Raw genomic sequence first — 12,888 nt, 5'->3', positions numbered from 1 at the left:
GGGGTTTCCTTCATGAGGCGGGGGAGTTCGATGCGGGGTTTTTCGGGATCTCGCCGCGTGAGGCTTTGTCGATGGATCCGCAGCAGCGGTTGTTGCTGGAGACGTCGTGGGAGGTGTTCGAGCGGGCGGGTATCGATCCCGGTTCGTTGAAGGGCAGTTCCACAGGTGTCTTCGCCGGCGTCATGCACCACGACTACGCGGCCCGCGTCGGGCAGATCCAGGGCGAGACCGAGGGATACGCCCTGATGGGTGCCTCACCCGCCGCCGTGTCCGGACGCGTCGCCTACACCTTCGGCCTGGAAGGCCCGGCCGTCACGGTCGACACCGCCTGCTCGTCCTCGCTCGTCGCCCTGCACCTCGCCGTACAGGCCCTGCGCGCCGGCGAATGCTCCATGGCCCTCGCGGGCGGCGTCACCGTGATGTCGACACCCACATTGTTCGTCGAGTTCAGTCGGCAGCGGGGGATGGCGCCTGACGGTCGGTGCAAGGCGTTCTCGGCGGCTGCGGATGGTGCGGGCTGGTCCGAGGGTGTGGGTGTGCTGTTGGTGGAGCGGCTCTCGGATGCCCGGCGCAATGGGCATCGGGTGTTGGCGGTGGTGCGTGGGTCGGCGGTGAATCAGGACGGTGCGTCGAACGGTCTGACGGCGCCGAACGGTCCTTCGCAGCAGCGGGTGATCCGTGCTGCTCTTGCCAGTGCCCGGTTGTCGGCGGCGGATGTCGATGTGGTGGAGGCGCATGGTACGGGTACGACGTTGGGTGATCCGATCGAGGCGCAGGCGTTGCTGGCCACGTATGGCCAGGAGCGGCCGGAAGGCCGTCCGTTGTGGCTGGGTTCGGTGAAGTCGAACATCGGGCATGCGCAGGCCGCTGCCGGCGTGGCGGGTGTGATCAAGATGGTGGAGGCGATGCGGCACGGTGTGCTGCCGAAGTCCCTGTACGTGGACGAGCCGTCGCCGCATGTCGACTGGGCGTCGGGTGCGGTGGAGTTGCTGACCGAGCCGGTCGAGTGGACCACGGACGACAACCGCCCCCGCCGCGCGGGAGTGTCGGCTTTCGGCGCCAGCGGTACGAACGCCCACGTCGTCCTGGAACAGGCCACTGAGACGGACCTCCGGCCCGCCACCACCGGACCGGCCGAGGCCCCAGCAGACTTGCGCGCCCTCGACACCCTCGTCGTGCCGTGGCTCGTGTCGGGCCGGACCGAAGACGGACTGCGGTCACAAGCAGGCCAGTTGTCGGCCTTCGCGCAGGAGCATCCGGAGTCCTCGCTCACGGACGTGGGCTGGTCGCTGACGTCGACGCGCGCGGCCCTCGATCACCGGGGGGTCGTGCTGGCCGCGGACCGCGAGAGCGCCCTCGCCGGGCTCACCTCGCTCGCCGACGGCGTGCCCACGGCGGACGTGGTGACGGGTACGGCCACGGAGGAGCCGGGCCGGGTGGCTTTCGTCTTCCCGGGTCAGGGGTCGCAGTGGGTGGGTATGGCGGCGGGATTGTTGGAGTCGTCGCCGGTGTTCGCGGGTCGGTTGGCGGAGTGCGATGCGGCGTTGAGCGCGTATGTCGACTGGTCGGTGGTCGATGTGGTGCGGGGCGGCGAGGGTGCGCCTTCGCTCGACGACGTGGAGGTGGTGCAGTCCGCGTTGTGGGCGGTGATGGTGTCGTTGGCGGCGCTGTGGCGGTCGGTGGGTGTGGAGCCTGCCGCGGTGATTGGTCACAGTCAGGGTGAGATCGCGGCTGCCGCGGTATCGGGCGCGCTGTCGTTGGAGGACGCGGCGAGGGTTGTGGTGCTGCGGGCTCGTGCGATTGCCGAGGGGCTTTCCGGCCGGGGCGGGATGGTGTCCGTGCCGCTGCCTGCCGAGCGGACGCGGGGGCTTATCGGGCGTTGGGGTGAGCGGATCTCGGTCGCTTCGGTGAACGGGCCGTCGTCGACGGTGGTTTCGGGTGAGCCCGAGGCGCTTGATGAACTGCTGGCCGCCTGTGAGGTGGATGGGGTGCGGGCGCGGCGGATCGCCGTGGACTACGCGTCGCATTCCGCGCAGGTGGAGTCGATCCGCGAGCAGGTCATCAGCGCTCTGGAGGGAATCGAGCCCCGAACGTCGGAGATTCCCTTCTACTCGACCGTCACCGGCGGCCTGATCGACACCACGGAGCTGGACGCCGAGTACTGGGTGACCAATCTCCGGCAGACCGTCCGTTTCGATGAAACGGTGCGTGTTCTTCTCGCTGATGGTTTCGGTCTGTTCGTCGAGTCCAGTGCTCATCCTGTTCTGACGGTGGGTCTGCAGGAGACCTTCGAGGACTCCGGCACGGACGCCGTTGCGTTGGGCACTCTGCGCCGGGACGAGGGCGGTCCCGAGCGTTTCCTGACTTCCCTCGCCGAGGGGTATGTCCGTGGTCTTCCGGTCCGGTGGAGTGAGATCTTCGCTGGTTCGGGGGCTCGGTGGGTGGATCTGCCGACGTATGCGTTCCAGCGTGAGCGGTTCTGGCTGGAGTCGGGTGTGGGTGTGGTGGGTGATGCGTCGGGCTTTGGTCTGGGTGCTGTGGATCATCCGCTGTTGGGTGCTGTGGTGCGGGTGGCTGGTGAGGATCAGCTGTTGTTGACGGGTCGGTTGTCGTTGGCTTCGCATGGGTGGCTTGCGGATCATGCGGTGTCGGGGACGGTGCTGGTTCCGGGTACGGCTCTGGTGGAGCTGGGGTTGTGTGCTGCGGATGAGGTGGGGTGTGCCGGGGTCGAGGAGCTGACGCTGGAGGCTCCGCTGGTGGTGCCCGAGCGCGGTGGTGTGCAGGTGCAGTTGTCCGTCGTTGCTCCTGATGCCACAGGCCGTCGTGAGCTGACCATCCATTCGCGCCCCGAGGGCACCGATGTGCCCTGGGTTCGGCATGCGGCCGGTGTGCTCTCGGAGACCGCGTCGGCAGGGACGGACCTGGTGGCTTGGCCGCCGGCTGGCGCGCAGCCCGTCACCGTCGATGGTTTCTATGAGCGTGTTGCCGAGGTGGGGTACGGCTACGGTCCGGCGTTCCAGGGCCTGCGTGCGGCCTGGCGTGTCGGTGACGACCTCTACGCCGAAGTCACCCTCCCCGACGAACGGCTGCATGAAGCCGACCGGTTCGGCATCCACCCGGCCCTCCTCGACGCCGCGCTCCACCCCAGCGCCCTCCTCGACGGACCGGAAACCGGTGAGCTGCGCCTGCCGTTCTCCTGGTCCGGGGTGTCCCTGCACGCGGTGGGTGCGACTGCTCTGCGGGTGCGGGTGCGTCCGGTGGGTGAGGACGCGGTGTCGGTGGCGGTCGCCGACACCACCGGTGCCCCCGTCGCGTCGATCGACTCCCTCGTCCTGCGCCCGGTCTCCCCCGAGCAGCTGAGGTCGGCGAGCGACCCGACGCAGGATGCCCTCTTCCGCCTGGACTGGACCGCTCTGCCGAAGATCACCGGCCTTGCCGCCCCCGCGTGCGCCCAGCTCACCGATGGTGACGGCGAAGGCGGCGACGGGCTCGGCGAGCGCTACACGAGCGTGACGGAGCTGGCCGCGGCCATCGAAGCGGGCGCTGCGGCACCGGAGTTCGTGTTCGCGCCGTTCGGGCTGGACCACGGGACCGCCGATGGGGCGGCCGCGGCCCACGCCGCGACCGCCGAGGCGCTGGCGCTCGTACAGGCGTGGGTCGCGACGGAACAGGTCTCGTCGGCGCGTCTCGTCGTCGTGACCCGTCACGCCGTGGCCGCCCGGACCGATGACACCGTGACCGGCCTCGCGTATGCCCCGCTGTGGGGCCTGCTGCGGACCGCGCAAGCGGAGAACCCCGGACGTTTTCTCCTCGTCGACCTCGACGACCACGACGCGTCCCGCGCCACCCTCACAGTGGCCGCGACCACGGCGCGAGCTGCCGAAGAGCCTCAAGTTGCCGTTCGTGAGGGCGAGTTGTTCGTGCCGCGTCTGGTGCGGGCGGCCGTCGGCGGCGGTGCGCTCGTACCGCCGCCGGGTGCGGCCGCCTGGCGGCTGGCCACAACCGGCGCCGGAACACTGGAGAACCTCGCTCTGCTGCCGGCCCCCGGAACGTCGGAGCCGCTGCGCGAAGGCCAGGTACGCGTGTCCGTACGCGCCGGGGGCGTCAACTTCCGCGACGTACTGATCGGCCTGGGGATGTACCCGGACGCCGACGCCTACCTGGGCACCGAGGGTGCGGGTGTCGTCACCGAGGTCGGCCCCGGGGTGACCGGGCACGCGGTCGGCGACCGCGTGATGGGCCTGCTGCCCGAAGCCTTCGGCCCCGTGTCCGTCGTGGACGAGCGGCTGATCGCCCGCATCCCCGAAGGCTGGTCGTACGAACAGGCCGCCGCCATCCCCGTCGTCTTCCTCACCGCGTATTTCGGGCTCGCCGACCTGGCGTCCCTGGGTGAGGGGGAGCGGTTGTTGGTTCATGCGGCGACGGGTGGTGTGGGGATGGCCGCGGTGCAGTTGGCGCGGTACTGGGGTGCGGAGGTCTTCGCTACGGCCAGTGAGGGCAAGTGGGATGTGTTGCGGTCGATGGGTTTCGACGAGGCGCATATCGCGTCGTCGCGGTCGTTGGACTTCGAGGAGAAGTTTCTGACGGCGACCGATGGCTGTGGTGTCGATGTGGTGCTGGATTCGCTGGCGCGGGAGTTCGTGGATGCTTCGTTGCGTCTGCTGCCGCGTGGTGGCCGGTTCCTGGAGATGGGCAAGACCGACATCCGTGACCCGGAGGCCGTCGCCGCCGAGCACCCCGGCGTCAGCTACCACCCCTACGCGCTCACCGAGATCTCCACCGACCGGCTCGGTGAGATCCTGACCGAGCTGGTCGCGCTCTTCGAGCGGGGTGTGCTGGAGCCGTTGCCGGTGCGTGGGTGGGATGTGCGGCGGGCTCCGGAGGCGCTGCGGTTCATGAGTCAGGCCCGGCACACGGGCAAGATCGTGCTGACTGTGCCCAGGCCGCTCGATGCCGACGGCACCGTCCTGATCACGGGTGGTACGGGTACGCTGGGTGGATTGTTGGCCCGGCATCTGGTCGTCGAACACGGTGTGCGGAATCTGCTGTTGACCAGTCGCCGTGGCCTGGAGGCTGACGGTGTCACCGAGTTGATGCAGGAGCTGGCCGCCGCGGGGGCCGCCGTCACTGTCGCCGCGTGCGACGCGGCGGACCGGGAGGCGCTCGCGGCCCTGCTCGCGGACATCCCCGCCGAGCATCCGCTGACCGCCGTGATCCACGCGGCGGGCGCGCTCGACGACGGGCTGATACCGGCACTCACCCCGGACCGCCTCGAACGGGTGCTGCGGCCCAAGGTCGACGCGGCACTCAACCTCCACGAGCTGACCAGGGACGCGGACCTCTCGGCCTTCGTCCTGTACTCGTCGCTCGCCGGCACCCTCGGCAGCCCCGGTCAGGCGAACTACGCGGCCGCGAACACCTTCCTGGACGCGCTCGCCGCCCACCGCAGGGCCCTCGGCCTGCCCGCCGTGTCCCTGGCGTGGGGCCACTGGGAACAGGCCAGTGAACTCACCGGCCGCCTCGACCAGGCCGACCGCGCCCGCATGGCACGGTCCGGCGTGGTGCCGATGCCGTCGGACGAGGGCCTGGCGCTGTTCGCCGCGGCCCGGTCGATGGACGAACCCTTCGTGGTCACCGCACGGCTCGCACCCGCCGCCTGGGCGTCCGGGGCGGGCGGCGAGGTCGTCCGGGCCGCCGCGCGGGACCTGTTGGCCCGCGGCCCCGTACGGCGCGCCACCGCGGCCAGGGCCGCCGACGGCGGCGCCGGGGGCTCGGCGCTCGCGCGCCGCCTCTCGGGCCTTTCGGACGCGGAACGCGCGGCCGCGCTGGTCGATGTCGTCCGTACCCATGTGGCGGCCGTTCTGGGGCATGGTTCCCCGGCGGCGGTGGAGCCGGAGCGCGCGTTCAAGGAGCTCGGTTTCGACTCGCTGACCGCGGTGGAACTGCGCAACAGGCTCAACGCCGCGACCGGGCTGCGGCTCCCCGCCACCCTCGTCTTCGACCATCCCACCCCCGACCTCCTTGCCGTGTACCTGGAGTCCGAGCTGGGCATCGGCGGGCAGGTGGCGGCCGGCGTCCCCGTGCCGGTCGTGGCCGCGGTCGACGACGACCCCATCGCGATCGTGTCCATGGCCTGCCGCTTCCCGGGCGACGCCGACTCCCCGGAAGGGCTGTGGGACCTGGTGGCTTCCGGCCGGGACGCGATCTCCGGCTTCCCGGCCGACCGCGGCTGGGACCTGGACCGGCTCTACGACGCCGACCCCGAGCGCTCCGGCAAGAGCTACGCGCGGGAAGGCGGATTCCTCCGCGACGCCACCCGGTTCGACGCCGGGCTGTTCGGGATTTCGCCGCGCGAGGCCCTGGCGATGGACCCGCAGCAGCGGCTGGTCCTCGAATCGTCCTGGGAGGTCTTCGAGCGCGCGGGCATCGACGCCACTTCTCTGAAGGGCAGCAGGACGGGCGTGTTCATCGGCGCCATCACCACCGGATACGGGCAGGACACCAGGCTCCGGCAGAGCGTCGAGGGCTACTCGGTCACGGGCAACGTCCTGAGCGTCGTCTCGGGCCGCGTCAGTTACGTCTTCGGCCTCGAAGGGCCCGCGATCACCGTGGACACGGCGTGCTCGTCGTCGCTGGTCGCCCTGCACCTGGCCGCCCAGGCGCTCAGGTCGGGCGAGTGCTCGCTCGCGCTGGTCGGCGGGGTGACGGTCATGCCCGGCCCGTTCGGATTCGTGGAGTTCAGCCGCCAGCGGGTGCTGTCGCCCGACGGCCGCTGCAAGGCGTTCGGCGCGGGCGCGGACGGCACCGGCTTCTCCGAGGGCGTGGGTGTCCTTCTGGTGGAGCGGCTGTCCGACGCGCGCCGCCACGGGCACAAGGTGCTCGCGCTGGTCCGGGGCTCGGCCACGAACCAGGACGGTGCGAGCAACGGACTCACCGCCCCCAACGGGCCCTCCCAGCAGCGCGTGATCCGCGCCGCCCTGGCCAACGCCCGGCTGGCGCCCGGTGACATCGACGCGGTCGAGGCCCACGGCACGGGCACCAACCTCGGCGACCCCATCGAGGCGCAGGCCCTCCTCGCCACCTACGGCAAGGACCGTACCGCCGGCCTGCCGCTGTGGCTCGGCTCCGTCAAGTCGAACATCGGCCACACCCAGGCGGCCGCGGGCGCCGCGGGGCTCATCAAGATGGTGATGGCCCTGGGACAGGGGGTGCTGCCGAGCACCCTGCACGCCGACGAGCCGTCGCCCGAAGTGGACTGGTCGTCCGGCACCGTCAAGCTGCTGACCGAGCCGGTGGAGTGGACGACACCGGACGGCCGCCCCCGCCGCGCCGCGGTGTCCTCGTTCGGGATCAGCGGCACCAACGCCCATGTGATCCTCGAAGAGCCGCCCGCGGAGCCCCCGGCCGCCACTGAAGAGGAACAGACTGAAGAGCGGCCCCTGTCCATGGGACTGCCCATGGGACTCGTCGCGGACGTGGTGCCGTGGGTGGTGTCCGCCAAGTCGGAGGCCGCGCTGCGGGCGCAGGCGGAGCGGCTGGCCGCGAGCCCCGCGCGGGGGCTCGCGGACGTCGGCCACTCGCTCGTGTCGTCGCGCGTGGCCCTGGAACACCGCGGCGTGGTGCTGGCGGCGGACCACGACGGTGCCCTGTCGGGCCTCGACGCCCTCGCCCACGGGACGCCCGGCGCGGGTGTGCTCTCCGGTGCCGCCGATGTCCGGGGCCGGGTGGTGTTCGTCTTCCCCGGCCAGGGCTCGCAGTGGCCGGGCATGGCCGTCGAGCTGCTGGACGCCTCGCCGGTGTTCGCCGCGCGGTTCGCCGAATGCGACGCCGCACTGGGGGCGTTGACCGGCTGGTCGGTCACGGACGTGCTCCGTGGGGCGCCCGGGACGCCGTCGCTGGAGTCCATCGAGGTCCTGCAGCCCGTGCTGTTCGCGGTGAACGTGTCGTTGGCGGCGCTGTGGCGGGCGGCGGGCGTCGAGCCCGCCGCGGTGGTCGGCCACAGCCAGGGCGAGATCGCCGCCGCCCTCGTCGCCGGCGCGCTGTCGCTGGCGGACGCGGCGAAGATCGTCGTGCTGCGGAGTGCCCTGTTCGCCCAGGAGTTGGTGGGCAAGGGCGCGGTCGCGTCGGTGGCGCTGTCGGCACAGGCGGTGGAGGAGCGGCTGACGGCCTGGGACGGCCGGCTCGGCATCGCCGGACGCAACGGCCCCGGCGCCGTGACCGTGGCCGGCGAGGTCGCCGCCCTGGAGGAGTTCGTCGCCGGATGCCAGGCCGACGACATCAGGGCCCGCGTGGTCGGCTCGACCGTCGCCTCCCACTGCGCCCAGGTCGACCCGCTGCGCGACCGCATCCTGGAGCTGTTCGCGGACATCGCCCCGCGCCGGGGCGACATCCCGTTCTACTCCACCGTCACCGGCACCGCGCGGGACACCGCGGAGCTCGACGCCGAGTACTGGTTCCACAACGCCCGGCAGCCCGTGGACTTCGAGGGCGCCGTGCACGCCCTGCTCGACGACGGCTTCCGGTTCTTCGTCGAGTCCAGCGCCCACCCCGTCCTGACCATGGGCATGCAGGCCACCTTCGAGGACGCGGACACCGACGCCATCGCGGTGGGCTCGCTCCGCCGCGACGAGGGCGGCCCGGCCCGCTTCCTCACCTCGCTGTCCGAGGGCTACGTACGCGGCCTGCCGGTCGACTGGAAGGCCGTGTTCGCGGGCACGGACACCGAGCGCGTCGACCTGCCGACCTACGCCTTCCAACGGCAGCGCTACTGGCTCGACGACCTCCTCACCACCACCCCCGGCACGGACGGGAGCGAACCCGCCGCCGACGCCGTCGAAACGGAGTTCTGGGACGCGGTGGAGCGCGGGGACCTCGACGGGGTGGCGGCGGAGCTGGCTGTGGGGGCGGATCAGCCGCTCAGTGCGGTGCTGCCCGCGTTGTCGTCGTGGCGGCGTCGGCGGCGTGACGCGTCGACGGTCGACCGCTGGCGGTACCGGGTGGTGTGGAGGCCCGTCCCGGCAGGGCCCGCGCCCACGTTGTCCGGCCGCTGGCTGCTCGTCGTCCCGGTAACCGCCACCGACGACCCCTGGACCGCCGGAGCCGTACGCGCCCTGGAGGAACACGGCGCGCACGTACGGCGATTGGACGTGGACCCCGCCCGCGCCGACCGCGCACAGCTCACCGAGCTGCTGCGCGACGCGTCGACGGACGAGGACATCACCGGCGTGCTGTCACTGCTCGCCCTCGACGAGACCGCCCACCCCGCCCACCCCGCCCTCCCCAGTGGCGCGGCCGCCACCATGGCCCTCGCCCAGGCCCTCGACGACCTCGACGCTGCGGGCCCGCTGTGGGCCGCCACCCGCGGCGGCGTACTCGTCGGCCGGGCGGACCCCGAGCCGCGCCCGCACCAGGCACACACCTGGGGCCTCGGACGGGCCGTCGCACTCGAACACCCCAAGCGGTGGGGCGGGCTCCTCGACCTCCCCGGCACCGTCGACGACGACGCGGTGGCCCGTGTGGCGGCCGCACTCGCCGACACGGCCGACGGGCACGAGGACCAACTCGCTGTACGCGGCTCCGGAACGTGGGCACGCAGGCTCGTCCGCGCCCCGCTCGACGGCGAACCCGCCACCCGCACCTGGAACCCCAAGGGCACCGTACTGATCACCGGCGGCACCGGCGGCATCGGGGCACGGGTCGCCGACTGGTTCGCCCGGAACGGCGCCGAGCACCTGCTGCTCACCAGCCGCCGCGGCCCCGACGCGCCCGGCGCCACCGAACTCGCCGGACAACTGGAGGAATCGGGGGCCCGCGTCACCATCGCGGCCTGCGACATGGCCGACCGCGCCGCCGTCGCCGGGCTGATCGCCGGAGTCCCCGCCGAGCACCCGCTCACCGCGGTGATCCACGCGGCGGGCGTCGCCCAGACGTTCACGCCCGTCACGGACACCACCCCGGACGCCTTCGCCGACATCACCTCCGGCAAGGTCGCGGGCGCGCTGCACCTCGACGACGTGCTCGGCGACACCCCGCTCGACGCGTTCGTGCTCTTCTCCTCCAACGCCGGGGTCTGGGGCAGCGGCGGCCAGGGCGCGTACGCGGCGGGCAACGCCTTCCTCGACCTGTTCGCCGCGGCACGGCGGGCCCGCGGCCGGACCGCGACCTCCCTCGCCTGGGGCGCCTGGGGCGGCGGCGGAATGATGGCCCTCGACGGAGCCGTCGCCTACATGGGACGGCGCGGAGTGCTGGAGATGGCCCCCGAACTGGCCGTCGCCGCACTGGTCCAGGCCGTCGAACACGACGAGACCGCCGTCGCCGTCGCGGACGTCGAATGGGAACGGTTCGTCCTCGGCTTCACCGCCGTACGGACCAGCCCACTGCTCGCGGAACTGCCCGAGGTCCAGCGCGCGCTGCGCGAAGCGGAGGGCACGGACCCCGCCGACGGCCCGACGGGCGCCGCACTGACCGCCCGCCTCACCGGCCTCCCGCGCAACGAACAGCTCAAGCACGTACTGGAACTGGTCCGCACCGAGGTCGCGGCCGTCCTCGGCCACACCACGACCGACGGGATCCAGCCCGGACTGGCGTTCAAGGAGCTCGGCTTCGACTCCCTGACCGCCGTCGAGCTGCGCAACCGGCTCAACGCCGCCACCGGACTCCGGCTCCCCGCGGGCCTCGTCTTCGACCACCCGACACCGGCGGCACTCGCCACCCACGTACGGGACCAGGTCGTGCCGGACGACGGCGGCGCGCAGGGGGTGTTCGGCGAGCTGGAGGCCCTGGAGAACACCGTCGAGGGGATCGCCGCCGACAGCGAGAGCGCGGCCAAGGTCGCCGAACGGCTCGAAGCCCTCGTCTGGAAGCTCCGGGACGGCCGCGACGCGGCACAGGGCACGACACCGGACGACCACGAAGGCGGCGACGACCTCGCGGGCGCCTCCGCGGAGGACATGTTCGACCTCCTCGACAAGGAATTCGGGGATTCCTGACCCGTGACCTGGCCACAGCACGGTTTCGACGCGCGACTGGGGAAATAGGGGATAGGGGCAATGGCAGAGAACGAGGAAAAACTGCTCGCTTACCTGAAGCGAGTGACCGGCGACCTGCGGCAGACCCAGCGCCGCCTGCGCGCGGCGGAGGCGGCGGCCGGCGAACCCATCGCCGTCGTCGGCATGGCCTGCCGCTACCCGGGCGGCGTGACGTCCCCGGACGACCTGTGGAACCTCGTCGCCGAGGGCGGCGACGCGATCACCGGATTCCCCACCGACCGGGGCTGGGACATCGACGGGCAGTACGACCCCGACCCCGCCCTGTCCGGGAAGAACTATGTGCGCGGCGGCGGATTCCTGCACGGCGCCACCGAATTCGACGCCGGATTCTTCGGCATATCCCCGCGCGAGGCACTCGCCATGGACCCCCAGCAGCGGCTGCTGCTGGAGGGCGCCTGGGAGCTCTTCGAACGCGCCGGCATGGACCCCGGATCCCTCAAGGGCAGCCCCACCGGCACCTTCATCGGATTCAGCTCCATGGACTACGGCTGGGAACTCACGACGATCCCCGAATCCGTCGAGGGCTACTTCGCCACCGGCAACTTCGCCAGCGTCATGTCCGGACGCGTCGCCTACACCTTCGGTCTGGAAGGCCCCGCGGTCACCGTCGACGCGGCGTGCTCGTCCTCGCTGGTCGCCCTCCACCTCGCCGCCCAGGCTCTGCGCTCCGGCGAGTGCACCCTCGCGGTCGCGGGCGGGGTGACCGTGATGTCCACGGCAGTCGGCTACGCCGAGTTCAGCCGCCAGCGCGCCCTGTCGCCCGACGGCCGGTGCCGGGCCTTCGCCGCGTCCGCCGACGGCTTCGGCCCCGCGGAAGGCATGGGCCTGCTGCTGGTGGAACGGCTGTCGGACGCCCGCCGCAACGGCCACCGGGTGCTGGCGGTCGTCCGCGGCTCGGCCGTCAACCAGGACGGCGCCAGCAACGGACTCACCGCCCCCAACGGCCCCTCCCAGGAACGTGTGATCCGGGCCGCCCTGCGCAACGCGAAGGTCTCCGCCGACCAGATCGACGCCGTCGAGGCCCACGGCACCGGCACCACCCTCGGCGACCCCATCGAGGCCCACGCCCTCCTCGCCACCTACGGGCAGCGCCGCCCCGCGGACCGGCCCCTGCGCCTCGGCTCGGTCAAGTCCAACATCGGGCACACGTCGGCCGCCGCCGGCGTGGCGGGCGTCATCAAGATGGTGCAGGCCATGCGGCACGGCGTACTGCCGAAGACCCTGCACGCCGACGAGCCGACCCCACACGTCGACTGGTCCTCGGGCGCCGTCGAACTGCTCACCGAGCCGGTGGAGTGGACGACGCCGGACGGCCGCCCGCGCCGCGCGGCGGTCTCCGCCTTCGGCATCAGCGGTACCAACACCCATGTGATCCTCGAAGAGTTCCGGCCGGACCCGGAGGAGGAACCGGAGCCGTCCCCCGAACCCTTGACGGTCACGGCCTCGGCCACGGCTTCCGGCCTGACGGCGGGCGTGGTGCCGTGGGTGCTGTCCGGCCGTTCGGACGCCGCGCTGCGGGCCCAGGCCGTACGACTGGCCGCAGCCCCCGGCGAACGCGAACTGCTGGACACCGGCTACTCCTTGGCCACCACACGGGCCGCACTGGAGCACCGCGCCGTGGTCCTGGCCACGGACCACGCGGACGCACTGGCGGGCCTGACAGCGATCGGAGCGGGAGAGCCCGCGCCCCACGTCCTGCGCGGCGTGGCCACGGCCGACGACGCGCAGACCGCACTCACCGGACAGGTGGCCTTCGTGTTTCCGGGTCAGGGGTCGCAGTGGGTGGGTATGGCGGCGGGGTTGTTGGAGTCGTCGCCGGTGTTCGCGGGTCGGTTGGCGG

At 72.2% G+C, this 12,888-nt stretch carries 2 protein-coding genes; both read left to right on the top strand.

Annotated elements, in window-relative coordinates; genetic code table 11:
• The coding region (locus ACWD4A_RS33470) for a type I polyketide synthase (RefSeq protein ID WP_451199911.1) at positions 1 to 10,988 on the top strand (10,988 nt) is incomplete at its 5' end.
• A 102-nt stretch (positions 10,989 to 11,090) separates the two neighbouring features.
• Positions 11,091 to 12,888 (top strand): type I polyketide synthase (locus ACWD4A_RS33465; protein ID WP_451199912.1); only part of this gene is annotated, 1,798 nt, incomplete at its 3' end.

It is taken from the genome of Streptomyces sp. NPDC002537 (assembly GCF_053594975.1).
Note: the sequence above shows the minus strand (reverse complement) of the source record. Positions and strands in the feature narration are given on the sequence as shown.